This is a genomic window from Microbispora sp. CA-102843, from assembly GCF_050936215.1.
Taxonomy (GTDB): Bacteria; Actinomycetota; Actinomycetes; order Streptosporangiales; family Streptosporangiaceae; genus Microbispora.
In genome coordinates this window covers 1,893,536-1,918,385 of record NZ_JBNJNF010000001.1, presented here as the reverse complement: position 1 = coordinate 1,918,385, position 24,850 = coordinate 1,893,536, and the positions used below count along the sequence as shown (strand labels likewise).

The 24,850-nt window shown below is 71.0% G+C and carries 21 protein-coding genes and 1 pseudogene; 11 read left to right on the top strand and 11 right to left on the bottom strand.

Annotation, left to right across the window (positions count from 1 at the left end):
* Positions 1-63 precede the first annotated feature (63 nt).
* The 4 genes and pseudogenes from ACQEVJ_RS08935 to ACQEVJ_RS08920 all read right to left on the bottom strand — a co-directional run bounded on the left by ACQEVJ_RS08935 (position 64) and on the right by ACQEVJ_RS08920 (position 3,335).
* Positions 64-1,221, bottom strand: a complete 1,158-nt coding sequence (locus ACQEVJ_RS08935) for a lactate 2-monooxygenase (RefSeq protein WP_433099055.1) — start codon at positions 1,219-1,221, stop codon at positions 64-66.
* A gap of 134 nt (positions 1,222-1,355) precedes the next feature.
* Entirely contained in the window at positions 1,356-1,841 is a 486-nt protein-coding gene (locus ACQEVJ_RS08930) for an SDR family NAD(P)-dependent oxidoreductase (protein ID WP_433099053.1), read from the bottom strand.
* A 43-nt stretch (positions 1,842-1,884) separates the two neighbouring features.
* A pseudogene (locus tag ACQEVJ_RS08925) lies at positions 1,885-2,100 on the bottom strand (SDR family NAD(P)-dependent oxidoreductase); the annotation flags it as partial.
* Positions 2,097-3,335, bottom strand: a complete 1,239-nt coding sequence (locus ACQEVJ_RS08920; protein WP_433099051.1) for an acyl-CoA dehydrogenase family protein — start codon at positions 3,333-3,335, stop codon at positions 2,097-2,099. The pseudogene ACQEVJ_RS08925 and the gene ACQEVJ_RS08920, both read right to left, overlap by 4 nt.
* A gap of 98 nt (positions 3,336-3,433) precedes the next feature.
* On the opposite strand from ACQEVJ_RS08920, the gene ACQEVJ_RS08915 reads away from it, so the two are divergent.
* Positions 3,434-4,105 carry a helix-turn-helix domain-containing protein gene (locus tag ACQEVJ_RS08915; RefSeq protein ID WP_433099049.1) on the top strand — a complete coding sequence of 224 codons (672 nt, stop codon included), beginning with the start codon at positions 3,434-3,436 and terminating at the stop codon, positions 4,103-4,105.
* Positions 4,106-4,473: 368 nt separating this feature from the next.
* Complete coding sequence (locus tag ACQEVJ_RS08910; protein ID WP_433099047.1) at positions 4,474-4,968, top strand: hypothetical protein; 495 nt, start codon at positions 4,474-4,476, stop codon at positions 4,966-4,968.
* Here the strand turns inward: ACQEVJ_RS08910 and ACQEVJ_RS08905 are convergent.
* Positions 4,965-5,954 carry an alpha/beta hydrolase fold domain-containing protein gene (locus ACQEVJ_RS08905; RefSeq protein WP_433099045.1) on the bottom strand — a complete coding sequence of 330 codons (990 nt, stop codon included), beginning with the start codon at positions 5,952-5,954 and terminating at the stop codon, positions 4,965-4,967. The genes ACQEVJ_RS08910 and ACQEVJ_RS08905 overlap by 4 nt on opposite strands.
* A gap of 162 nt (positions 5,955-6,116) precedes the next feature.
* Here ACQEVJ_RS08905 and ACQEVJ_RS08900 point away from each other — a divergent pair, with 162 nt between their 5' ends.
* Complete coding sequence (locus ACQEVJ_RS08900) at positions 6,117-6,539, top strand: DUF6098 family protein (protein ID WP_433099044.1); 423 nt, start codon at positions 6,117-6,119, stop codon at positions 6,537-6,539.
* A gap of 3 nt (positions 6,540-6,542) precedes the next feature.
* On the opposite strand, the gene ACQEVJ_RS08895 is transcribed toward ACQEVJ_RS08900, so the two are convergent.
* Positions 6,543-7,220 (bottom strand): glycosyltransferase family 4 protein, encoded by a 678-nt coding sequence (locus ACQEVJ_RS08895; RefSeq protein ID WP_433099042.1) that lies wholly within the window; start codon positions 7,218-7,220, stop codon positions 6,543-6,545.
* A complete protein-coding gene (locus ACQEVJ_RS08890; protein WP_433099040.1) occupies positions 7,139-7,552 on the bottom strand; it encodes a hypothetical protein in 414 nt (137 codons plus the stop codon). The genes ACQEVJ_RS08895 and ACQEVJ_RS08890 overlap by 82 nt, the downstream gene beginning before the upstream one ends.
* A gap of 187 nt (positions 7,553-7,739) precedes the next feature.
* On the opposite strand from ACQEVJ_RS08890, the gene ACQEVJ_RS08885 reads away from it, so the two are divergent.
* A complete protein-coding gene (locus ACQEVJ_RS08885) occupies positions 7,740-12,275 on the top strand; it encodes a HAMP domain-containing protein (protein WP_433099038.1) in 4,536 nt (1,511 codons plus the stop codon).
* A 9-nt stretch (positions 12,276-12,284) separates the two neighbouring features.
* Here ACQEVJ_RS08885 and ACQEVJ_RS08880 read toward each other — a convergent pair whose 3' ends face one another.
* Positions 12,285-13,598, bottom strand: coding sequence for an FAD-dependent oxidoreductase (locus ACQEVJ_RS08880; RefSeq protein WP_433099036.1), 1,314 nt, complete (start codon positions 13,596-13,598; stop codon positions 12,285-12,287).
* Between the two features lie 156 nt (positions 13,599-13,754).
* Between ACQEVJ_RS08880 and ACQEVJ_RS08875 the strand changes: the two genes are divergently transcribed.
* The 6 genes from ACQEVJ_RS08875 to ACQEVJ_RS08850 all read left to right on the top strand — a co-directional run bounded on the left by ACQEVJ_RS08875 (position 13,755) and on the right by ACQEVJ_RS08850 (position 22,344).
* Positions 13,755-13,925 carry a hypothetical protein gene (locus ACQEVJ_RS08875; protein WP_433099034.1) on the top strand — a complete coding sequence of 57 codons (171 nt, stop codon included), beginning with the start codon at positions 13,755-13,757 and terminating at the stop codon, positions 13,923-13,925.
* 149 nt (positions 13,926-14,074) lie between these two features.
* Positions 14,075-16,369, top strand: a complete 2,295-nt coding sequence (locus tag ACQEVJ_RS08870) for a cellulose binding domain-containing protein (RefSeq protein WP_433099032.1) — start codon at positions 14,075-14,077, stop codon at positions 16,367-16,369.
* 224 nt (positions 16,370-16,593) lie between these two features.
* Positions 16,594-17,151 (top strand): hypothetical protein, encoded by a 558-nt coding sequence (locus ACQEVJ_RS08865; protein WP_433099030.1) that lies wholly within the window; start codon positions 16,594-16,596, stop codon positions 17,149-17,151.
* A gap of 141 nt (positions 17,152-17,292) precedes the next feature.
* A complete protein-coding gene (locus ACQEVJ_RS08860; protein WP_433099028.1) occupies positions 17,293-18,336 on the top strand; it encodes a LacI family DNA-binding transcriptional regulator in 1,044 nt (347 codons plus the stop codon).
* Positions 18,337-18,569: 233 nt separating this feature from the next.
* Positions 18,570-20,852: a cellulose binding domain-containing protein gene (locus tag ACQEVJ_RS08855; protein WP_433099026.1), complete on the top strand. Its 2,283-nt coding sequence runs from the start codon at positions 18,570-18,572 to the stop codon at positions 20,850-20,852.
* A gap of 202 nt (positions 20,853-21,054) precedes the next feature.
* Positions 21,055-22,344, top strand: a complete 1,290-nt coding sequence (locus ACQEVJ_RS08850; RefSeq protein ID WP_433099024.1) for a site-2 protease family protein — start codon at positions 21,055-21,057, stop codon at positions 22,342-22,344.
* A 48-nt stretch (positions 22,345-22,392) separates the two neighbouring features.
* On the opposite strand, the gene ACQEVJ_RS08845 is transcribed toward ACQEVJ_RS08850, so the two are convergent.
* Positions 22,393-22,563, bottom strand: coding sequence for a hypothetical protein (locus ACQEVJ_RS08845; RefSeq protein WP_433099022.1), 171 nt, complete (start codon positions 22,561-22,563; stop codon positions 22,393-22,395).
* 205 nt (positions 22,564-22,768) lie between these two features.
* On the opposite strand from ACQEVJ_RS08845, the gene ACQEVJ_RS08840 reads away from it, so the two are divergent.
* Entirely contained in the window at positions 22,769-23,389 is a 621-nt protein-coding gene (locus ACQEVJ_RS08840; RefSeq protein ID WP_433099020.1) for a sigma-70 family RNA polymerase sigma factor, read from the top strand.
* Positions 23,390-23,395: 6 nt separating this feature from the next.
* On the opposite strand, the gene ACQEVJ_RS08835 is transcribed toward ACQEVJ_RS08840, so the two are convergent.
* Complete coding sequence (locus ACQEVJ_RS08835) at positions 23,396-23,764, bottom strand: hypothetical protein (protein ID WP_433099018.1); 369 nt, start codon at positions 23,762-23,764, stop codon at positions 23,396-23,398.
* Between the two features lie 69 nt (positions 23,765-23,833).
* Positions 23,834-24,832 (bottom strand): DNA polymerase ligase N-terminal domain-containing protein, encoded by a 999-nt coding sequence (locus ACQEVJ_RS08830; protein WP_433099016.1) that lies wholly within the window; start codon positions 24,830-24,832, stop codon positions 23,834-23,836.
* Positions 24,833-24,850 lie beyond the last annotated feature (18 nt).

The window sequence follows — 24,850 nt, the reverse complement described above, 5'->3', positions numbered from 1 at the left end:
GCGGAGACCGCCGGGGCAGCGGAATTTCCGAGCAACTCGGGGATCGACCACACGAGGACCGGGTCAGATCCGCGTGAGCAGGTCCGGGGTGAGCGCGGCGACCCCGGCGCAGCCGGACAGGGCCAGGGTGAGATCGGCCTCCGCCAGCACGCAGCGGATTACGTGCTCCACTCCCGCCTGGCCGTCCAGGCCCAGTCCGTACGCGTACGGACGGCCCAGCAGCACGGTCCTTGCGCCGAGCGCGAGCGCCTTGACGATGTCGTCCCCGGTGCGGATGCCGCCGTCGAACAGCACGGTGAGCCGGTCGGCCACGGCGTCGGCGACGGCGGGCAGGGCGTCGGCCGCCCCGATCGAGCCGTTGACCTGGCGTCCGCCGTGGTTGGAGACGACGACGCCGTCCATTCCCGCGTCGGCGGCCAGGCGGGCGTCGTCGGGATGCAGGACGCCCTTCAGCACGATCGGGCCGTCCCAGTGCTCGCGCAGCAGCGCGAGATCCGGCCACGTCTTGCCCGGGTCGCCGAACATCCCCACGAAGTGCAGGACGGCGGCGTTCGGGTCCTCCTGCACGGGACGGGCGAGCCCAGCCTGGAACGCCGGGTCGGTGAAGTAGTTGGCGGTGCCGACGCCGTGCAGGAACGGCAGGTACGCCTGGTCGAGGTCGCGGGGCCGCCAGGCCAGCAGCGGCGTGTCGAGGGTGACGACCAGCACGGTGAACCCCGCCGCCTTGGCCCGGGAGAGGAAGCTGAGGGTGACCTCGCGATCCTTGCCCCAGTAGAGCTGGAACCACCGTTCGCCGTCCCCCATGGCCGCCGCGACGTCCTCCATGGGCGTGCTGGAGGCCGACGACAGGATGAAGGGCACACCCGTCGCGGCGGCCGCGCGGGCGGCGGCCCGCTCGGCCTCCGGATGCATGATCGACAGCACGCCGATCGGCGCCAGCGCCAGCGGCGCGGGGAGTCTCCTGCCCAGCACGGTCGCCGACAGGTCGCGTTCGCCCACGTCGCGGAGCATCCTCGGCACGATCCGCCAGCGGTCGAGCGCCTCGCGGTTGGCGCGCTCGGTGCGCCCGCTGCCCGCGCTGCCGGCGACGTAGCCGACCGGGCCCGGGCCGAGCCGCTGCTCGGCCATCTCCTCCAGGCGGTTCAGGTCGGTCGGCAGCCGGGGCACGGCCCCGGTCATGCCGTTGAGGTAGATCTCGTACTGGAAGTCCGCCCAGCTCATCGCGCTCGCCCTCGCTCCGCTTCCACCCGGCCGTCGCCCCGGCGGCTTCTGGCGAACACATTATCGGGAACCGATCACAAGGCTCCGTACGCCGGGGTAGGGCCCCCGCGCCGGCTTCCCGCCGGGGACGCCGATCAGCGGGGGCCGGGGGCGCGGCGGAAGAGGAAGGGCTGGCTCTCGCGTCCCGGCACGACGAACCAGCACTCGCCGCTGCCCTCGCTCGCCAGCAGCGAGAAGAACGCGTCGACGACCGTCTCGACGTCGAGGATCGGGAACTTCAGCTCGTCCAGCAGCGCCTTGGCCTCGGCGTCGAGGATCGCCGTGTCCGCGAACGACGGGCACAGCCCCTGCACCCGGATGCCGAGGGGCTCCAGTTGCGGGCCGAGCGAGCGGACGAGCCCGACGACCGCGTGCTTGTTGGCCGCGTAGACGGGATCGGACGGGATGCCCACGATCCCCGCCATGCTCGCGGTGGCCACGATCACGCCCCCGGCCCGCATCGCCGGCAGCGCGGCGTGCACGCCGAAGACGACGCCGTCGAGGTTGACCCCCATCGCGCGCCGGTAGCGGGCGAGGTCGAATTCCTCGCCGAGTCCGAACCCCCGAGGCGACGCCCGCATTGAGGAAGGCGAGGTCGAGACGTCCGTGCCGCTCGACCGCGAGCGCGACCGCGGCCTGGTTGTCCTCCAGCCGCGACACGTCGGTCCGCACGAACGCGGCGCCGATCTCCTCGGCGGTGCGCGCCCCGGCCTCGGCGTCGACGTCGGCCAGCACGACATGCGCGCCGTAGGCGGCCAGGCGGCGGGCGACACTCGCGCCGATGCCGCCCGCGCCGCCGGTGACGAGCGCGACCTTGCTGGAGATGTCGTCGGTGTTCACAGCGGCAGCCCTCCCGTTGCGGCCCTGGTCGAGCCGGTGGCCCGGTACGCGTCGATGGTGCGCTCGGCGATGCGCATCTGGTGGATCTCGTCGGCGCCGTCCGCGAACCGCGCCCATCGCGCGTGCTGGAACATGTGCGCCAGCGGGGTGTCGGTCGAGTAGCCGAGCGCGCCGTGGATCTGGATGGCCCGGTCGACGATCCGGTTGAGGCTGTTCGCCACGAAGTGCTTGGCCATCGAGACCTCGGTGCGGAAGTCCTCACCCTTGTCGATCTTCGAGGCGGCGTGCAGGACCATGAGCTTGCACTGGTAGAGCTCCATGGCCGAGTCGGCGATCATCCACTGCACGCCCTGCTTGTCCGCGAGCGGCGACCCGTGGCTGAACCTGTCCAGCGCCCTGCCCACCATCATGTCGAGGGCCGTCTCCGCCTGGGATATCCACCGCATGCAGTGCGCCAGCCGGGCCGGGCCGAGGCGGTACTGGCCCAGCCGGTGGCCGTTGCCCCGCCCGCCGAGCACGGCGGAGTCCGGCAGGCGCAGGTCGGTGATGACGATCTCGCTGTGGCCGGTCGAGCCGTGCATGGTCTCGATCTCGCGTACGTCGTTCCAGCCGTCGGCGGGCAGGTCGACGAGGAAGGCGGTGTTGGCGCCCCGGGCGCCCTCCGGCAGGTCGAACTCGGTCTTCGCGATCAGGATGGCGAAGCTCGCCCTGCGGGCGTTGGAGATGAACCACTTGTGCCCGTTGATCACCCACTCGTCGCCGTCCTGCACGGCGTTCGTGCGGATGAGCGTGGGATCGGAGCCGGCCACCTCTGGCTCGGTCATAGCGAAGCACGACATCTTCACGCCGTCGAGCAGCGGCCGCAGGTAGCGCTCCTTCTGCTCGTCGGTGCCCCAGTGCAGCAGCGTGTGCATGTTGCCCTCGTCGGGGGCCGCGCAGTTGAGCACCCACGGGCCGAGCCTGGTCTTGGCCGCCTCGGCCTGCACCATGGCCAGCGCGACGTGGCCGAGGCCCATGCCGCCCCACTCCTTCGGCATGTGCGGCAGCCAGAGCCCCTCCCGCTTGGCCCTGCGGCGCAGGTCGAAGATCGTGCGCAGGTACTCCTCGCGGGCGAGGACCTTCTCCTCGGAGTCCTCGAACGGCTTGACCGCCGGGATCACCGTCTCCTGGACGAACGCCCGCACCCGCGCGCGTATCTCCTCGTGCTCGGGGGCGAGCGTGAAGTCGATGGCCATGATCCTCCCTCGGGCACGATAATGCGGCTGACATGTCAAATAATGCGATCGCCTGAAATACCGTATCCTTTGGCCGTACGAGCGACAAGGGAGGCGCGATGCCGGCGAAGACCACGGTCCGGAGGCTCGTGGACGCCGCCGAGCGGCTGTTCGCCGAGCGCGGCATCGACGCGGTCTCGCTGCGCGAGATCAACGCCGCCGCCGGGCAGCGCAACTCCACGGCGCTGCAGTACCACTTCGGCGACCGCGCCGGGCTGCTGAAGGCGGTGCTCGCCAAGCACCGGCCGGAGATCGAGGCGCGACGCCACCAGCTTCTGGACGAGTACGAGGCACGCGGCCCGCTGCCCTGTGTTTCCTATTCCCCTGCTTCCCACTCCCCGGCCCAGGCCCGGCGCACCCTCGCCGCCGCGCTCGTCCGCCCGGCCGCCGCCAAGCTGGCCGACCCCGACGGCGGGCGGGACTATCTGCGCGTCATGGAGCAACTGGTCCACCGCATGCCGCCCAGCCTCCCCGAGGACGGCGGCGGCAGCATCGACCGCTGGCGTGAACTGGTCGCCCCGCTCCTCCCCGAGACCGCCGTACGCCTGCACCAGCGCTTCATGGCGATCCGCATGACGTACGTGGAACTGGCCCGGCGGGCGAGCGGCCCCCCGGCCCGGGACGATCGCCTGTTCACCAGCCACCTCATCGACGTGGTCTCGGCGGTCCTCGCCAGCGAGGTCTCCGACGAGACCACCCGTCTCCTCGCCGAACGCGAGCAGCGCCCCTGAGACCGCATCGACCGGCCGAGGGGAACACCTCTCGGCAATGTCACCGAACCGCTTGACCGAACATCACGCCATGGCAGGTAATAGTCACGGTCGGTGACAAGGGGTCCAGGGGACCTCTTCCCGGGCGACCGGGATAGCCGACCTCATTCATGCGTGCCCCCAGGGAGTCGTCATCGGCGCCAGATGCGGCCGTATGTGACTCTCAAACCATTTACACGGCCGCCATCGCCGGTCCCCGACGCGGGTTTCCGAAGTGAGGCCGAAGGCGACCTGCCCGCCCTGCTCTACTACGTCACCCGAAGATCTGAACCAATCAAAGCGGTCATGCTAGCGTGATCATGCCCATATCTACTCATCAGGGGTGATCGATGGCAAACCGACGGAAGATCACTCGTTGGGCCGCGGGCGGCATGACCGTGGCCGCCGTCGCCGCCCTCACCGTGGTGTCCGCGGGCCCGGCGCAGGCCTATCCCAAGGGCTCGTGCGGGCAGTCGTACCGCAAGGTGGCCAGTTATCCGCTGACCCAGGGCGCCAAGGACGGGAAGTCGTACGGCACCGTCACCCTCTACCAGAGCCCCACCGCGCACGCGAAGTGCGCCATCGCCCGGGTGGCGCCCTCCTACATAGGGAAGACGAGCTACCTGTACGTCGAGCTCTTCGTGGACAAGAACCAGAACAAGAAGTACGACGGCCCGGACAAGGGGGCCGCCAGCGGCAGCGAGAAGTACAAGTGGTTCGCGGGCCCGGTGCACATCTACGGCGTCGACCATCGGTGCGTCCAGTTCGCCGGGGCGGTCAGGATCGGCTCCAAGCCCCTCGTCCGCGGCGGCACCCCGTCGGGCAAGTGGATGTACTGCGGCTAGATCCTCAACGCAGGGCCCGGCCTGGTCAGCCCCTCAATAAGGGCACGGGTGAGGGCGGCGACGCGTTCGGCACGGGCCCTGCGGCTGAGTGTCGCACCGGGCACGACGGTGTCGAAGCCGTGGAAGGCCCCCGGCCACAGGTGGAACTCGACCGGCACCCCGGCCCGGGCCAGCCGCAGCGCGTATTCGGCGCACTCGTCGCGGAAGACCTCCAGTTCGCCCACGTCCACGTACGCCGGGGGGAGGCCGGACAGGTCGGCGGCCCGCGCGGGGGCGGCGTGGACCGGCACGTCCTCGCCTCCGGCCGCGTCGCCGAGCAGGGCCGACCAGCCGAACCGGTTGGAGCCGCGGTTCCACGTCACGGCGTCCTCGAAGGAGCGGCCGGAGGGTGTCACCTCGCGGTCGTCGAGCATCGGGCACAGCAGGAGCTGGAAGACGAGCTCGGGCCCGCCGCGGTCGCGGGCGAGCAGCGCGGTCCCCGCGGCGAGCCCTCCACCGGCGCTCACGCCGCCCACCGCCAGCCGGCCGGCGTCGACGCCGAGATCGGCCGCATGGGCGGCGGTCCAGGCGAGACCGGCGTAGCAGTCCTCCACGGGCGCGGGATGAGGGTGCTCGGGCGCGAGCCGGTAGTCCACCGAAACCACCACACAGCCGACGCGGCGCACGTACGACCCCGCGCGGGCGTCGTCCGCCTCGGGGCTGCCGAGCACCATGCCACCGCCGTGGATCCAGTACACCCCCGGCAGCGGGCCGTCCTGGGCGGCCGGCCGGTAGACGCGCAGCCGCAGGTCGCCGCCGGGGCCGGGGACGACCACGTCCTCCACGCGGACCCCCTGGCCCACCTGTGGCGCCGCCGCGGCCAGGTCGGCGGACCGGCGGGCTCGCAGCGCCAGTAGGTCCTCGTGCGTCGCGCCCGACAGATTCGCGGTCGCGGGAGGCTCCCGCTCGACGGCCGCCCTCAGTTCCGGGTCGAGGTTGGGATGCATCGTCAGCCTTTCAGTCCCGCACCGTGCGCTCACACGGGTTTGCCCTGTTGGCGGATGGGGAGGTGGGGACAGCACCGCCCACGGATGGTTGCGGACAGCCGTTTCCGGCCTCCACGGCGGCCCGGAAGTGGGAAACGATACGAGTGCCGGACGTGATCAGGTGTGAGCGGGATACCGACGATCAAGAGCCTGGACGAGCTGACCGAGCTCGTCGAGCACCGGCCCGGGCTGTACCTGCGCTATTCCAAGGGCCCCGACGCCGACTCCGGCAAGCCGAGCGTCGACTACGAGAGCCGTCTGGAACTTCCCGGCCTGTCGGTGACCGTGCTCGACGCCGAACGCTGGTGGACCCTCCCCCTCCGTGACTGGCTGGCCCGTCAGATCTGCAAGTACACACACCTGGCCGAGAAGGACGAGGAGCGGCACGCATGGGTGCTGACCGGTCGCATGGTGGCCCGCGGCCCCGACCACGAGCCGCTCATCGACCAGGTCGAGCCGGTCGCGTGGCTCGATGACTCCGTGGTCGAGCAGGCGCGCGAGCACTACGAGAAGGTGTTCGACGCCGGCCGCGACTCCACCGGGTGAGGCTCAGGCCCGTGCGCCGATCCGCGTCCGCCCCCGCAGCACCTTGCCGTACACCGCGTGGACCCGGTGGACGAGTTTGTCCCAGTGCAGCTCGGCGACCCTGCGCCGGGCGTTGGCGGCCAGCTCCTTGGCCTCCGCCGGGTCGCCGAGCAGGCGGCGGATGGCGGCGGCCAGCGGCTCGGGCCGCTCGGGCGGGACGAGCATGTGGACCCGGGCGGCGACGCCCAGCCGCTCCGCGAGCTCCCGCAGCCGCCGGGCGCGCGGCCCGTCCCCCACCACCAGGAGGACCGGCGGGTCGCCGAGCAGCGCGAGCGCCCGCAGCAGGACGTCCACTCCCTTCTGGTCGTGCAGGCGGCCCACGTACAGCACGCGCGGCACGGGCACGCCGTCGAGCAGCGGGCCCGGGCCGGCGGGCCGGGTGAACACCGGAGCTATCCCGGAGGGGATCACGTGGACGCGGCCCGCCGGGACGCCGCCGCCGACCAGGACGTCCCGCATGCGCGGGGTGAGCACGATCACCGCGTCGGCGCGGGCCGTGCCCCGCCGTTCGAGCGCTCCCCCGAGGTGCCGCAGCAACAGCGCCCGCGGCGTACGGCCACTCACCGTGTGGCCGGGACTGCAGTGGACGGTGAGGACGAACGGCACGCGGGCGTGGCCGGCCGCGCGCAGCGCCAGTGGCACGACGGCCAGGTCCTCCCCCAGGTGGGCGTGGACCAGGTCGGCTCCCTCCGGAGCCGGGACAGCAACGGCCAGGCCGCCACCGCGTACATCTGCCGGCCCGCCGGGATCGGCCCCAGCCGCACCAGGCGCCCGTGCCGTCCGAAGTCCTCCGTACGCGGGGCGGTTGGCGGGCGGGTGGTGACGATCGTCTGCCGCACGCCGAGCCGGTCGAGCGCCTCGCTGAGCCGCGCGCAGTGGTTCTGCTTGCCCCCCACGGGATCGAACCGCACACCCCTGCCCCGCAGCGCGGTCACGGGCGCGGCGAAGACGGAGCACAGGCGCAGTACGTGCACGCTGCGGATGTACCCCGAAGTCCCGATCGACACCGACACGTCGCCTGTGCGGGCGCTCCGCGGAGATCGTCCGCCCGGTAGCCTTGCAGGCCGGTGTGCCCGCTCCGTCGGTCACAGGGGACGACGCGTTCAGCAGTGCTTTATATGCTTTCTTTTTCCAGTTCAGACGGCGATCGCGAGGGTGGACATGGTCGAGAGGGTAGGCACCGCGAAGCGTGCGCGTTCCGCGCGCGCCGCCGGCGGTGACCCCGAACTGGATCTGCGGCAGCTCCTGGCCGGCCTCACCGCCGTACGGGACGGCGACTTCGGCACCCGGCTCCCGGAGGACGGCGACGGCCTGCTGACGGAGATCGCGACGGTCTTCAACGGGATGGTCGACCAGCTCTCCCTGTTCACCTCCGAGGTGACGCGCGTGGCGCGCGAGGTGGGCACCGAGGGCCAGCTCGGCGGCCAGGCCGAGGTGCCGGGAGTGTCGGGCACCTGGAAGGACCTCACCGACTCGGTGAACGCGATGGCGGGCAACCTCACCAGCCAGGTCCGCTCCATCGCCGAGGTCACCACCGCCGTCGCCAAGGGCGACCTCTCCCAGAAGATCACCGTCGACGCCCGCGGCGAGATCCTGGAACTCAAGAACACCGTCAACACCATGGTCGGTCAGCTCTCGTCGTTCGCCGACGAGGTCACCCGCGTCGCCCGCGAAGTGGGCACCGAGGGCCAGCTCGGCGGCCAGGCGCAGGTGCCCGGCGTCGCCGGAACCTGGCGCGACCTCACCGACTCCGTCAACTTCATGGCCGGCAACCTCACCAGCCAGGTCCGCTCCATCGCCGAGGTCACCACCGCCGTCGCCAAGGGCGACCTCTCCCAGAAGATCACCGTCGACGCCCGCGGCGAGATCCTCGAACTCAAGAACACCGTCAACACCATGGTCGACCAGCTGTCCTCCTTCGCCGACGAGGTCACCCGCGTCGCCCGCGAGGTCGGCACCGAGGGACGACTCGGCGGCCAGGCCGACGTCAAGGGCGTCTCCGGCACCTGGCGCGACCTCACCGACTCCGTCAACTTCATGGCCGGCAACCTCACCAGCCAGGTCCGCAACATCTCCCAGGTCGCCACGGCCGTCGCCAAGGGCGACCTGTCGCAGAAGATCACCGTCGAGGCCGAGGGCGAGGTCGCCGCGCTCGCCCAGACCATCAACACCATGGTCGACACGCTGAGCGCGTTCGCCGACGAGGTCACCCGCGTCGCCCGCGAGGTCGGCACCGAGGGACGGCTGGGCGGCCAGGCCGACGTCAAGGGCGTCTCCGGCACCTGGAAGGCGCTGACCGAGTCGGTGAACGTCATGGCCGACAACCTCACCGACCAGGTGCGCTCGATCGCCCAGGTCACCACGGCCGTCGCCAAGGGCGACCTGTCGCAGAAGATCCGCGTCGACGCCCGCGGCGAGATCCTGGAGCTGAAGGAGACCATCAACACGATGGTCGACCAGCTCTCGTCGTTCGCCGACGAGGTCACCCGCGTCTCCCGCGAGGTCGGCACCGAGGGACGGCTGGGCGGCCAGGCCACCGTACGCGGCGTGTCGGGCACCTGGAAGGACCTGACCGACTCCGTCAACGTGATGGCGTCCAACCTCACCAGCCAGGTCCGCTCGATCGCCCAGGTCGCCACGGCCGTCGCCAAGGGCGACCTGTCGCAGAAGATCACCGTCGAGGCCAAGGGCGAGGTCGCCGCGCTCGCCCAGACCATCAACACCATGGTCGACACGCTGAGCGCGTTCGCCGACGAGGTCACCCGCGTCGCCCGCGAGGTGGGTACGGAGGGCCAGCTCGGCGGCCAGGCCCGGGTGCCCAACGTGGCGGGGACCTGGAAGGACCTCACCGACAACGTCAACTCGATGGCCGACAACCTCACCAACCAGGTGCGCTCGATCGCCCAGGTCACCACGGCCGTCGCCCAGGGCGACCTGACCAAGAAGATCGACGTCGTCGCCCGCGGCGAGATCCTCGCGCTGAAGACGACCATCAACACGATGGTCGACCAGCTGTCCTCGTTCGCCGCCGAGGTCACCCGCGTCGCCCGCGAGGTGGGCAGCGAGGGCCGCCTCGGCGGTCAGGCCGAGGTCGAGGGCGTGTCGGGCACCTGGAAGCGGCTGACCGAGAACGTCAACGAGCTGGCCGGCAACCTCACCCGCCAGGTCCGCGCGATCGCCGAGGTGACCAGCGCGGTCACCTCCGGCGACCTGACCCGGTCGATCACCGTGGACGCCGAGGGCGAGCTCGCCGACCTCAAGGACAACGTCAACTCCATGGTGGAGTCCCTGCGCGAGTCGACCAGGGCCAACCAGGAGCAGGACTGGCTCAAGACCAACCTCGCTCGCATCTCGGGGCTCATGCAGGGCCACCGCGACCTGTCGGCGGTCGCCGAGCTGGTCATGAACGAGCTGGCCCCGCTGGTCAACGCGCAGCACGGCACGTTCCTGCTGGCCGAGGAGACCCCGGCGGGCGCGGAGCTGCGGGTGGTCGGCTGCTACGGCCACCGCGACACCTCGCGCCGCTACGCGTTCGGCGAGTCGCTGGTCGGCCAGGCCGCGCAGGCCAGGCGGACGATCCTGGTGGAGGACATCCCGGCGGGCTACCTGACCGTGTCGTCCAGCCTCGGCGAGGCCGGGCCCGTCAACCTCATCGTGCTGCCGATCGTGGTCGAGGACCAGGTGCTCGGCGTGATCGAGCTGGCCAGCCTCGGGCGCTTCGCCAACATCCACAGGGACTTCCTGGAGCAGCTCGTCGAGACGATCGGCGCCAACGTCAACACGATCGTGGCCAACGCCCGCACCGACGCGCTGCTGACCGAGTCGCAGCGGCTCGCCACAGAACTGCAGGTGCGGCAGGAGGAGCTGCAGCGCTCGAACGCCGAGCTTGAGGAGAAGGCGGAGCTGCTGGCTCAGCAGAACCGCGACATCGAGACCAAGAACAGCGAGATCGAGCAGGCCCGCCAGGAGCTGGAGGACCGCGCCCAGCAGCTCGCGCTGGCGTCCAAGTACAAGAGCGAGTTCCTCGCCAACATGAGCCACGAGCTGCGCACCCCGCTCAACTCGCTGCTCATCCTGGCGCAGCTCCTCTCCCAGAACCCCACCCGCAACCTGACGCCCAAGCAGGTGGAGTACGCCAACGTCATCCACTCGGCCGGCACCGACCTGCTCCAGCTCATCAACGACATCCTCGACCTGTCCAAGATCGAGGCCGGCAAGATGGACATCACGCCGGAGCCGGTCAGCCTGCGCCAGCTGCTCGACTACGTGGACGCCAACTTCCGCCCGCTGACCACCCAGAAGGGGCTGCGGTTCGGGGTGACGGTGGCCTCCGACGTGCCCGCCCAGCTGCTGACCGACGAGCAGCGGCTGCGGCAGGTGCTGCGCAACCTGCTGTCGAACGCGGTCAAGTTCACCGAGGCGGGCTCGGTCGAGCTGCGCATCGAACGGGCGGCCGACGTGGGCCTGCCGGGCGCCGCCGGCCAGGAGATCCTGGCCTGCCACGTGGTGGACACCGGCATCGGCATCGCAGCGGAGAACCTCTCGCAAATCTTCGACGCCTTCCAGCAGGCCGACGGCACGACCAGCCGCAAGTACGGCGGCACCGGCCTCGGCCTGTCGATCAGCCGGGAGATCGCGACCCTGCTCGGCGGCGAGATCCGCGCGACCAGCACGCTGGGCGAGGGCAGCACGTTCACGCTCTACCTCCCGCTGGCCCACTTCGACGGCACCGAGAGGGACGAACCCGTGGCGGGGGAAGAGGAGCCGCCGCTGATCGTCCCGCACCCGGCGCCCGCGGCGGCGCAGCCCTCGGGCGGCAGGGACGACGGCAGGGCGGGGCGCCGCCTGCTGGTCGTCGAGGCCAGGGCGGGCGGTCTGCTGTCCATGCTGGCCCAGAGCGTCGCGGCCGACCTGCACGACACCCACGGGCGGGTCCAGGTGTCGACCGCGAGCGACGCCCACTCCGCGCTGTCGATGCTGCGGCAGGAGAGCGTCCACTGCGTCGTGCTCGACCTCGGCATGCCGCACGACGCCGCGGCCGACTTCCTCAAGGGGCTCGACTCCGATCCGGCGCTGCGCGCGCTGCCGGTGCTCGCGCACCACTCGCGCAAGCTGTCACGCCCGCAGGAGGACCTGCTGCAGGTGCGCTCCCGCAACCAGCCGCTGGAGCGCCTGCCCAGCCTCGACGAGCTGCGCGAGCGGATCACCCTGCACCTGTCCGCCGAGGAGCCCGGCAACGTTCTGCCGCTCGTGCAGCCGGCGTCGGAGGAGGGGGCGCAGGAGGTCGGGAAGCTCGACAGCGCGCTCGTCGGCCGCAAGGTGCTGGTCGTGGACGACGACGTGCGCAACGTCTTCGCGCTCACCACGATCCTCGAACTGCACGGCATGCAGGTGCTGTACGCGGAGAACGGCCGTAAGGGCATCGACGTGCTGGCGCGCAACGACGACGTGGACCTGGTGCTGATGGACATCATGATGCCGGAGATGGACGGCTACGCCGCCACCTCCGCCATCCGGTCCATGCCGCGCTTCGCCCAGCTGCCGATCATCGCGGTCACCGCGAAGGCCATGCACGGCGACCGGGAGAAGACGCTGTCGTCGGGCGCGAGCGACTACGTCACCAAGCCGGTGGACGCGGAGGAGCTCATCGTCTGCATGCAGCGCTGGCTGGACCTGCCCGGCAACGGCGACAGATAGGCGCGGCGTTCAGGGCTGGCGGGTCGGGGCCGTGCGGCGGCCCCGGACCCGCGCCGCCCGGCGCAGGTCCTCCAGCACCGCCCGGGCGGCCCGCCGCCCGGAGACCAGCGCGCCCTGCTGGGAGCCGGTGTCCCGGTGGTCGCCGCACACGTAGCGCCGGGCGCCCAGCCCCACCGCCTCGAGGCGCATTGCTTCCAGACGTACAGGGCGGCGCAGCGGCATCGGGGGCGGCATGGCGGGCAGGGCCGCCTCGATCGCGTAGGTGGCGACGTGTTCCCACGACGAGGTGTCGCCATAGATCTCGGTGAGCCGGGCCCGCACCCGGGGCTCGTCCCGGTCCGTGTGGACACCGAGGAGCGAGGTGGCGATCAGCGCCCGGCCGTCGGATGAGTACTCGGGGGCCGCGTCGGTGAGCACGACGGTGTCGGTGATCAGGCCCTCCGCGTCCACGATCTGCGTCGGCTCGCCGAGCGGCGAGACCGGTGCGGCGTGGTAGAAGGTCGTCACCGACCGCATCGCGGGGACCGGCAGGCCCGGCACGAGCCGTCCCGCGGTGGGCGGGTCCACTGCCACCACCACGGCCGCGCCCGCGATCTCGCCCCCGCCCGCGAGGGCCACACCGTCGGCCGTCAGCGCGCTGACCGGCGTTTCCAGCCGGATCGCGTCCTCCGGCAGGCGGGCGGCGAGCTGGGCGGGGATCCGGCCCATGCCCATGGCCGGCAGGCCGATCGTGCCCCGGGCGAACGCCCGCCACAGCAGGTGGAAGTAGCGTCCCGAGGTCTCCAGCTCCCGCTCCAGCAGCACTCCCGCGAGGAAGGGGCGGAACAGGTTCTCGACGATCTCCGGGGACGCGCCCCAGCGCCGGAGCTCGGCCTCGGTCGTGCGCTCCGCGGCGCCCCCGCGCCGTCGCATCAGCGCGTCGGGCAGCAGCAGGTCGCGGGTGGTCACGGCGGCCATGACGGCCTTGTCCACCGGCGTGCCCACCCGGGCGAGCAGGCCGCTGAGCGCCTGGCCCGGATGCCGCCAGGGCAGCATCACCCGCTCGCGCCTCCCCTCGCGGAAGACCATCACCCCGGAGCTGAACGGGCGCAGGCTCAGCGCCGGGATGTCGAGGACCCGCCGGGCCTCCGGATAGCCGGTGTTGAAGACCTGGAACCCCCGGTCGAGCCGGAAGCCGTCCACGAGATCGGTGCGTATCCGGCCGCCCACGCCGTCGGACGCCTCCAGGATGTGGACCGGCATCCCCTCCTGACGCAGGTGCCAGGCGCAGGCCAGGCCGGCGAGCCCCGCGCCGACGACGATCACCGTGGCAGGCTGTGGCATGAGCGGATCTCCTCCCTGACCGGCCGCACCACGACGGCTCCCTTCATGGACTTCGAACCGGAACGGCGGGGCGGATGCAGCGGCTCCGCATGAGCGCCGGCGCTGGGACGGGAGAGCCGTGAGAGATCAGACCTGTGATCGTTCACAGGCTTCCGCATGGCGGCGGCGCTGAAAGTTTCAATGCTCGGCGAGCGGCGCCGACGTGCAGGTGAAACGCCCGCCGCGGCTCCTACCAGCCACAGATCGACGCATCAGGACGCGTCCGATGATTGCGTTCACATTTTTGAACCGGGGCTGATTGACCACACCACCGGTTTCGCGTTGTGATGACGGCCCCCCGGCGCATCCCGTCGCACCGTAGCCGCCGGGCCCGGCCCGCCCCCCGGAGGTCCCGCTTCGGAGAACCCGATCACGCGTCTGGCGCGGTGCGTTCCGGCGCCGTCACGACTCATCGGCAGCCCCTCATGGAGTTCTAGATGACCATACGACGAAGATCCGCCCTGGTCGCCGCCGTGGCCTCGGCCGCCGCGCTCGCGGGCGCCGGAGTCCTGCCCGCCCTGCCCGCCTCGGCGGCGGCGGGCTGCCGGGTGGACTACCAGGTGACCAACCAGTGGCAGGGCGGATTCGGAGCAGCCGTCACGATCACCAATCTCGGCGACGCGGTCGGCGGCTGGACGCTCACCTGGTCGTACACGGCGGGCCAGACCGTCACGCAGGCGTGGAACGCCACGGTCACCCAGAGCGGCGCGCAGGTCAGCGCCAAGGACGCCGGTTACAACGCATCTATCCCCACCGGCGGCACGGCGTCGTTCGGCTTCAACGGCTCGTGGAACGACTCGTCCAACCCCGTGCCCGCGAGCTTCGCGCTCAACGGCACCACCTGCACCGGCGGGGTCACGAGCAGCCCCAGCGCGAGTCCCAGTGCGAGCCCCAGTGCGAGCCCCAGTGCGAGCCCGACCCGGTCGCCTTCGGCGAGCCCCTCGCCCAGCCCGTCGGCGAGCCCCACGAGCATCCCGGCGGGCGCGCGGCAGATGGAGGACCTCAACCGGGGTCTGATCAGCGTGCGGTCCGGCAGCGGCAACCTGGTCTCCTGGCGCCTGCTCGGCACCGAGAGCATCGGCACCGGGTTCAACGTCTACCGGGGCTCGACGAAGCTGAACTCCTCGCCGATCACCAGCTCCACGAACTACTTCGACTCCGGGGCCGCCGCCGACGCCACGTACACCGTGCGAGCGGTCGTGAACGGCGCGGAGCAGGCGGCGTCGGAGACGTCGCTGCGCTTCACCGGCGGCGACCACCTCGACGTGCCCATCCAGCCGCCGTCCGGCGGCACCACGCCCGACGGAGTGGCCTACACCTACAGCGCCAACGACGCGAGCGTGGGCGACCTCGACGGCGACGGGCAGTACGAGTTCGTGTTGAAGTGGGACCCGTCCAACTCCAAGGACAACTCCCAGTCGGGCTACACCGGCGACGTGTTCGTCGACGCGTACAAGCTGAACGGCACCCGCATGTGGCGGATCGACCTCGGCCGCAACATCCGGGCGGGCGCGCACTACACGCAGTTCCAGGTGTACGACTACGACGGCGACGGCAAGGCCGAGGTGGCGATGAAGACCGCCGACGGCACCAAGGACGGCACCGGGAAGGTCATCGGCAGCTCCTCGGCCGACTACCGCAACTCTTCCGGCTACGTCCTGTCCGGTCCCGAATATCTGACGATGTTCAACGGCCAGACCGGCGCGGCCATGTCCACGGTGGACTACGACCCGCCGCGCGGGATGGTCTCCTCCTGGGGCGACTCCTACGGCAACCGGGTGGACCGCTTCCTCGCCGCGACGGCCTATTTGGACGGCGCCCGGCCATCGCTGATCATGTCGCGCGGCTACTACACCCGTACGGTCATCGCGGCCTGGGACTTCCGCAACGGCTCACTGGTCGAGCGGTGGAAGTTCGACTCCGACTCCGCCGGCAGCCAGTACGCCGGCCAGGGCAACCACAACCTGGCCGTCGCCGACGTCGACGCCGACGGCAAGGACGAGATCGTCTTCGGCGCGATGGCGATCAACGACAACGGCCAGCCGCTGTGGAACACCCGCAACGGGCACGGCGACGCGCTGCACGTCGGCGACCTCGACCCCTCCCACGCCGGGCTGGAGGTGTTCAAGGTCGACGAGGACACCAGCAAGCCGGCGGCGTGGATGGCCGACGCCCGCACCGGCTCGATCATCTGGAGCAACGCCTCCTGCGGCTGCGACAACGGGCGCGGCGTCTCCGACGACGTGTGGTCCGGCAGCCCGGGCGCAGAGTCGTGGTCGTCCGCCGTCAGCGGCATCTTCAACACCAAGGGGCAGAACGTCGGGCGGAAGCCGGGCTCGACGAACTTCCTCGTGTGGTGGGACGCCGACCCGGTCCGCGAGCTGCTCGACGGCACCCACATCGACAAGTACGGCACCAGTAGCGACACGAGACTGCTGACGGCCTCCGGAGTGCACTCCAACAACAGCACCAAGTCCACCCCGTCCCTGTCGGCCGACCTGTTCGGCGACTGGCGCGAGGAGGTCGTCTGGCCGACGAGCGACAACACCGCCCTGCGGATCTACAGCACGACCGCGACGGCGAACCGGCAGATCTACACGCTGATGCACGACCCCACCTACCGGGTGGCGGTCGCCTGGCAGAACACCGCCTACAACCAGCCGCCCCACACCGGCTTCTTCCTCGGGGACGGCATGGCGACGCCCGCCAGGCCGAACATCTATCTGAAGTGATCCCCCGGCGGCGGCCGCGGACATACCTGGCGAGGTCCGCGGCCGCCGCCGCGCCCTGTCGGCCGCCAAGCGGTGCCGCGGCGAACTCGCTCGCTAAGCCACGACCAAGTCGTTCTCAGGTATTCGCGATTCCGCTTCAAGCGCCTACTAAGTCCGTTTCCTTACTGTCACACAGCACCTGTCACACGGTGCTGCGATGACACCCAAGAGGAAAGGACGATCAGATGGGCTTCAGTTTCGACGTCGGTCCGGCGGCGCGTGCCGTCGCCGGCGCCGCGGCAGTGGCGATGACCGCGGCACTGTTCTGCATACCCACCGCTGCCCGGGCCGACGAGGTGTCGATCACGGTGGAGGTGACGCCCACCGGCTCCCAGCGCTACATCGAACCCTGCACCGGCACGGAGACCTGGGGAGTGGCCGCCGGCAGGGAAAGCCCCAACTTCGACAAGGGCAATTACCAGGTGTGCAACTATCCCAGCAGCAGCGTGGCGTTCAACCCGTGGGCGAACGGGCTGGGCACCGAGTACAACTCCACCGCGCAGGACCACGTCATCGAGCAGTCCCATGGGGAGTGGTTTCCCCACAAAATGCAGTCCCTCTGCCCCTACTGGGTGACCACCGGCCCGAACCGTTCGGCGGGGATCTCCCAGATCGTGCAGACGTACCAGGTCAAGTTGATCTACAAGTACCCCGACGGGAAGATCCAGGTCGCCGACACCACTCAGGCGACCTATTCCGGCAACATGAGCGTCACGTGGTCCCCCGGGTGCTGGACGAGATGAAGTAGCCAGGCGCCGCTCGGAACCGACCGCCGCGGTCGAGGTCCGGCACGGACAGCGCGCCGGATGAGGGAGAATTCCCATCGGGTCCCATGGGCTCAGTGTCGCGATCTTTTGCTCGCCTCGGCTGGATATGGTGCTTTTGTGGATGGGGATACCTCGGAGGTCTCCGCGCCGCGCCGCCGCGGCATGCGTTCTGTCGCGGAGAAGGCCGGCGTCTCGCCGTCGACTGTCAGCAACGTTCTGAACAACCCCGAGCTGGTCGCCGAGGAGACCCGCCGGCGCGTCCTGGCGGCGATGGAACAGGTCGGGTACGTGCCCAACAACGTGGCCAGACGGCTGCGCGGTGTGCCGAGCCCTCTGGTCGGCGCGGTGGTGCTCGACCTGGCCAATTCGTTCTTCACCGAGGTGTGCCGGGGCGTGGAGGACCGGCTGCTGCAGGACGGGTGCATGCTGATGACCTGCAGCACCGACGTGCAGCCGGGGCGCGAGCAGCACTACCTGGGCGAGTTGGAGAAGCAGGGAGTGCGCGGCGTGCTGATCACGCCGGTCGCGACCGGGGTGGAGCCGCTGGTCGCCTTGTCCGAGCGCGGCGTCCCGGTGGTGCTGCTGGATCACCGGGGCGACGGACGGTTGTGCTCGGTGTCGGTCGACAACGTCTCGGGCGGCGAGCAGGCTGCCGCCCACCTGATCTCCCTGGGGCACCGGCGGGTCGTCATGCTCACCGGCTCGGTGGAGGTGCAGCAGACCACCGACCGGCACGCGGGGGTGCGTAAGGCGTTCCGCGAGGCGGGGCTGGATCCCGACCATGCGGTGCTGGAGGTGCGGGTGCCTCCGCCGGACGTGGCCGCGACCGCCGAGGCCGCCCTGGACCACATTCTGCAACTGCCCGACCGGCCGACCGCGATCGTCTGCCTCAACGACCTCGCGGCGCTTGGGGTGATCAGCGGCCTGCGGGACCGCGGGATCGCGGTGCCGCAGCAGATGTCGGTCGTGGGGTATGACGACGTGGTGTTCGCCCCGCAGCTCGCTCCGCCGCTCACCACCGTGTGGCAGCCCAAGCGGGAGCTGGGGCGGACCGCCGCCGCGATGCTGCTGGACGAGTCTCGCCCCGGCCACCGGCACCAGAGCCTGGTCTACCGGCCGCGGCTGGTCGTCCGCGCCTCCACGGCACGCCCCTGCCGATGACCCGGCCGGGGTGACAGCGGCGACCGGCGTGGCCGCCCCCGACTCCGAAAGTTTCAAAGCGCGGACCGTGCTCCGCTGAGGGGCCTTCCCCCGGCTGACCTGAAACGAAACAACTCCCTCTTCGCTGTCGCTTCGACATGACGTCAAAGGATGTTTGACGCCTTTACGTCCGCGTTTCTAGCGTCTCGTGACGTCCACCACCGACCAGAAACCCGCACCAGATTGGACGATTCATGAAACGTTTAATCTGGCCGTCGGCCCGCTTCGCGGCGGCCGCCGGCACCCTCTGTGTGGCGATCACAGGGGTGATCGCCACACAGTCGCCCGCCACCGCCGCGGTGGCCTGCCGAGTCAGCTACGAGATCACCAACCAGTGGCAGGGCGGCTTCGGCGCCAACGTGACGATCGAGAACCTGGGTGACGCCGTCAACGGCTGGCGGCTGACCTGGGCCTTCGGCGCCGGCCAGCAGATCACCCAGCTGTGGAACGGCGCCGTCAGCCAAAGCGGCGCCAACGTCACCGTCACCGACGCCGGCTACAACGCCGCCATCGGCTCCGGAGGCAGCACCGCCTTCGGGTTCAACGGCTCCTGGAACGGCTCCAACCCGATCCCGACGTCCTTCTCCCTCAACGGGACGGTGTGCGACGGCACCCACTCCTCGCCCTCGCCCAGCGCCGGCCCGAGCCGGTCGCCGAGCCCGAGCGCCTCGCCCAGCCCGTCGGCGAGCCCCAGTGCCAGCCCCAGTGCCAGCCCCAGTGCCAGCCCCAGTGCCAGCCCCAGTGCCAGCCCCCCGCCGGTGCCGGGCGGTGCCAAGCAGGCCGAGAGGCTGGACCGCGGCCTGATCAGCGTGCGCTCGGGCAGCGGCAACCTGGTGTCCTGGCGGCTGTGGGGCACCGAGACCCGTGACATCTCCTTCAACGTCTACCGGGGCGGCACCCGCATCGCCACCGTCACCAACTCCACCGACTACCTGGACTCCGGCGCCCCGGCCGACGCCTCCTACACGGTGCGCCCGGTCGACGGCGGCAGTGAGGGAGCCGCCTCGGAAACCTCGCTGCGCTTCGCCAACGGCTATCTGGACGTGCCGATCAGCCCGCCGGGCAGCTCCTACAGCGCCAACGACGCCAGTGTCGGCGACCTGGACGGCGACGGCCGGCTGGACCTGGTGCTCAAGTGGGACCCGTCCAACGCCAAGGACAACTCCCAGGCCGGGGTCACCGACCCGGTGTACGTCGACGGCATCCGGCTGGACGGCACCCGGTTGTGGCGGATCAACCTGGGCCGCAACATCCGCGCCGGCGCGCACTACACGCAGTTCCAGGTGTACGACTACGACGGCGACGGCAAGGCCGAGGTGGCGATGAAGACCGCCGACGGCACCGTCGACGGCACCGGCAAGGTCATCGGCAACGCCGGCGCCGACTACCGCAACTCCGACGGCTACATCCTTTCCGGCCCCGAATACCTGACCATGTTCAACGGCCAGACCGGCGCCGCGATGTCCACGGTGAACTACGACCCACCGCGCGGGACGGTCTCCTCCTGGGGCGACAGCTACGGCAACCGCGTGGACCGGTTCCTGGCCGCCACCGCCTACCTCGACGGCCAGCGGCCCAGTCTGATCATGTCCCGCGGCTACTACACCCGTACGGTCATCGCCGCCTGGGACTTCCGCAACGGCTCACTGGTCGAGCGGTGGAAGTTCGACTCCAACTCCAACACCGCCTACGCCGGACAGGGCAATCACAACCTGTCCATCGCCGACGTCGACGCCGACGGCAAGGACGAGATCGTCTTCGGCTCGATGACGATCAACGACAACGGCCAGCCGCTGTGGAACACCCGCAACGGCCACGGCGACGCCATGCACGTCGGCGACCTCGACCCCTCCCGGCCCGGCCTGGAGGAGTTCAAGGTCGACGAGGACAGCAGCAAGCCCGGCTCCTGGTTCGCCGACGCCCGCACCGGCCAGGTGCTGTGGTCCACCGCCTCCGGCGGCGACAACGGCCGCGGCGTCTCCGACGACATCTGGGCCGGCAGCCCCGGCGCCGAGTCCTGGTCGGCCCGAGACGACTCCCTGCGCAGCCCCAGCGGCGCCGCCCTGGGCCGCAAGCCGTCCTCGATGAACTTCCTCGCCTGGTGGGACGCCGACCCCGTCCGCGAGCTGCTCGACGGCACCCACATCGACAAGTACGGCACCAGTAGCGACACGAGACTGCTGACGGCCTCCGGAGTGCACTCCAACAACGGCACCAAGTCCACCCCCTCGCTGTCGGGCGACATCCTCGGCGACTGGCGCGAGGAGGTCGTCTGGCCCACCACCGACAACCGGGCCCTGCGGATCTACTCCACCCCCAACCTCACCACCGTCAAGATCCACACCCTGCTGCACGACCCGCAGTATCGGGTCGCCCTGGCCTGGCAGAACACCGCCTACAACCAGCCGCCCCACCCGAGTTTCTTCATCGGCAACGGCATGGCCACCCCACCCCAGCCCAAGGTCTACCTGCGCTGATCCCATGGACCGCCACCGGCGGTCGCCCTGATCCGGGCCCCGGCATCCCCGCGATGCCGGGGCCCGGCATCAGCCGAACCGCATCCGCCGGACCGTGGGAGCCTCACCCGCGCCGTCGCGTGCGTTCCTTGCCCGCTTCCACCGCGTGACCTGCGCCTTTGTGGGTAGGCCAGTCACAGCGGAGGGCCGAGGGGGTGGCAGGATGCGATCGTCGATCAGTCTCGGCCGCGTGGGCGGGGTCCCGGTCGGGCTCAACATCAGCGTCCTCGTGATCGTCGTGATCCTGGTGATCGGGCTGGCCTTAGGGCGCTTCCCCATCGCCTTCCCCGGTCTGCCGATGGCGGCGTACGTGCTGGCCGCGGTGGTGTCGGCCTTGCTCTTCCTGGCCTCGCTGCTCGCGCACGAGCTGGCCCACGCAATCGTCGCGAAGCGGCACGGGCTGGAGGTCAACGGCATCACGCTCTGGCTGCTCGGCGGGGTGGCCGAACTGCGCGGGGAGCCCCGCTCCCCCGGCGCCGACCTCAAGATCGCCGGGGTGGGGCCGCTGACCAGCGTCGTGCTCGGCGGCGTCTTCGCCCTCGTGTCCTGGGGGGTTTCGGTCATCGGCGCGCCGCCGCTGGTCGGCGGGATGTTCGGCTACCTGGCCGCGGTGAACGTGCTGCTGGCGGTGTTCAACCTGGTGCCCGCCGCGCCGCTGGACGGCGGGCGGGTGCTGCGCGCCTTCCTGTGGGCCCGCTGGCACGACCGCGTGCGGGCCGCCGTGGCCGCCGCCCGGGCCGGCCGGGTCTTCGGCTACATCCTGATCGCGATCGGTTTCCTCAACCTCGTCTCCGGCCTCGGGCTCCAGGGGTTCTGGCTGGCCCTGATCGGCCTGTTCCTGGTGAACGCGGCCAGCGCGGAGGAGCAGCAGACACAGATCGACGCCGCTCTGCACGGGATCACGGTGGGTGAGGTGATGTCGCGCAACCCGGTCGTCGCCCATCCCGACGAGACGGTGGCCGGCCTGGTCGACCGGCTCGTGCTCCGCCACCACCTGTCCACCTATCCGCTGCTGGACGACGACGGCCGGTTCACGGGACTGGTGACGCTGCGCCGCGTCCGGCACGTTCCCGCCGAGGACCGGGCGATCACCAGGCTGCGGCAGATAGCCTGCCCGCCGTCGGATGTGCCCACCGCGCGCCCCGTCGACCAGCTCACGGAGTTGCTCCAGCGGATGAGCGGCTGCTCGGACGGCCGGGCCGTGGTGCTCGACGACGGTCACCTCGTCGGCCTGGTCACCCCCACCGACATCAGCCGGACCATCCAGACGATGGACCTGCGGGGGCGCGTGCCGTACCGGACGCCGCGCGGCGCCGATCTCGCTCCGCCCCCTCCCGGAGGCACCACTCCCGGAGGCCCCGCCCCCGGCGGACCCCCCTCAGGCGGACCTGCTCCCGGCGGCCCTGCTCCCGGTGGTACGGCCCCGCCGGCCGGTCGCCGCGACGCCGCCTGAACGCCGCCGGGCCCTGTGTCATTCGGCCCGGCGTCATTCGGCCCGGCGTCATTCGTCCGTGGGTTCCTCGACGTCGTCGGGCGAGTCGGCGCCGGGGGCGTGCCAGTCGCCGGACGCGCCGCCGTCCAGGTCCGCACAGGGCTCCACATCGGGTGACTGCGCCAGCGGCGGCAGCCGGTCCGGGATCAGGTGTTCCGGCCCCGCGTTGTCCTTCGGCATGGCCTCCTCCTCGGGCTGCTGCCTCTCCGTCTTCGCCTACCCTCCGATGGCGCGGACATTCGGTCAGGTCGCGGGGATGGGCGCGGTAGCCGAAAACAGACGCGCGAGCCGTGTTGAAAGGGAGACCAGGGGTAGGCGGACCCTGCGACCGGACCGGACAAAGAGGTCGTAACTGATAGAGGCATGCTCTCAAGGAGGTGGGGATATGACGATCGTCGACGACACGGCGGTCGAACGGCGACGGCTGCGGTTCGAGCGGGACGCGCTGCCGTACATCGACCAGATCTACGCCGGCGCCTTACGACTCGCCCGCAACCCCGCCGACGCCGAAGACCTGGTGCAGGACGTCTACATGCGGGCGTTCAGCAACTTCCACCAGTTCCGCGAGGGCACGAACCTGCGGGCCTGGCTGTACCGCATCCTGACCAACACCTACATCAACACCTATCGGAGGCAGCAGCGGCAGCCGCAGCGGGCCGCGACCGAGGACGTGGAGGACTGGCAGCTCGCCGAGGCGGCCTCGCACACCTCGTCGGGGCTCAAGTCCGCCGAGGTGGAGGCCCTGGAGGGGCTGCCCGACTCCCGGGTGAAGCAGGCGCTGCAGGAGCTGCCGGAGGACTTCCGGCTGGCGGTCTACCTCGCCGACGTGGAGGGCTTCGCCTACAAGGAGATCGCGCAGATCATGGACGTCCCCATCGGCACGGTCATGTCGCGGCTGCACCGGGGACGCCGGCAACTGCGGGTCAAGCTGGAGGACTACGCCGCCGAACTCGGGCTGCTCCGATCGGCGAGCGCCGCCGCGCGGGACGGCCGCGCGGACCGGTGAGGCGGGTCAGGCGTCCTCGCGCTCGGGGTTCTCCAGCCGGAAGAAGTTGCTCGGGCTGCCGTCCTTGCGGTGCTCCTGGTAGATGAAGTTGAGCTTGCGCTCCTCGAACGACGTGAACCACTCGTCCCAGGAGATCTCCTTCAGGTCGCCGCCGCCGTAGCCCGGGAAGTCGAACCGGAGGACTCCAGGACGGCCCTCGTGCTCGGTGCCGGGAACGGTGGCCGGTTTGGCGTCCCGTTCCTCGGCCCACCGCCTGATCACCTCGTGGTCGGTCGTGATCAGGCTGCGTCCCGGGCGCTCCTCGTGCTCCCCCGAGGAGGAGATCTCCTGCTCGTACTTGTGCTCGCCGGTGACCGGGTGGTGCTGCTCGGACATCTCGACACCTCCCCCTCGTCCTCCCTACCCGGCGTCGTCCGCCTTACCCTGCCGCCTCATCCTGGCGCCTCACCCCGGCGTCTTCCCGGGCAGCCGCACCCAGGCGGTGGACTCCTCCCCCGGCGCGTACGCCGATTCGAGGCGCTTGCCCACCACGCCGGGCAGGCCCTGCTCGGCCGCCGCCCGCCTCACCGCGTGGACCTCCCCGGGCCAGGACGGCGCCGTCTGCCAGCGCGGTCCGTTCACCGCGAGGTCCTCCAGGCCCGTACGGCGGCGCTCGAACGGCTCGTCCAGCAACGACCGGCCGTCGTCGTACAGCAGGTCGTAGGCGACGTAGACGGGGGCGCCCGCGAACGTGACGACCTCGCCGTCGAGCACGGCTGCCCTGCTGCCGAACGACTCGGCCAGCGGGCGCAGCCAGCGGTGCTCCCCGGTGACGTCCGCGCCGCCCGCGTCGCGCAGGGTGAGCCTGCCCCCCTCCACGTACGCGAGCGCCCGCGCACCGCCCCACCAGAACTCCCAGGCGTACGCCTCCGGGTCGCGCGGCACGCGGGCGCGGGTCACCGGCGTCATCGGCGCGAGCGCGGCGGGCGGAGGCTCCCACTGCCCGCTGGGCGGGTCCATCCGGTGGATCATCCAATTGCGGCCGCGGGTCCGGAACAGCACGTAGCGGCCCGCGACCCGGGAGCCGCTCAGCACGATCTTGACCTCGCTGTCGCTCCACTTCTCGGTCGCGTAATGGCCGCGGTCCCAGATCGTCATCGTGCCGCCGCCGTACTCGCCCTTGGGGATCTCGCCCTCGAACCGGGCGTACTCCACGGGGTGGTCCTCGGTGTGGACGGCGAGGTGGTTGGTCGCGGGGTCCGGCGGCAGGCCCTTGGGGATCGCCCAGGAGACCAGCACCCCGCCCCGCTCCAGGCGCAGGTCCCAATGCAGGGACCTGGCGTGGTGCTCCTGGATGACGAACGTGTCGTCCTCGCCCCGTGGCAGCGGCCCTTCGGCGGGGATCGGCTCGCTGGTGCGCGTCGCGTCACGCTTGGCCCGGTAGGTCTCGAGTTTGTCCGCCATCTCAACGGTCCTACCCAC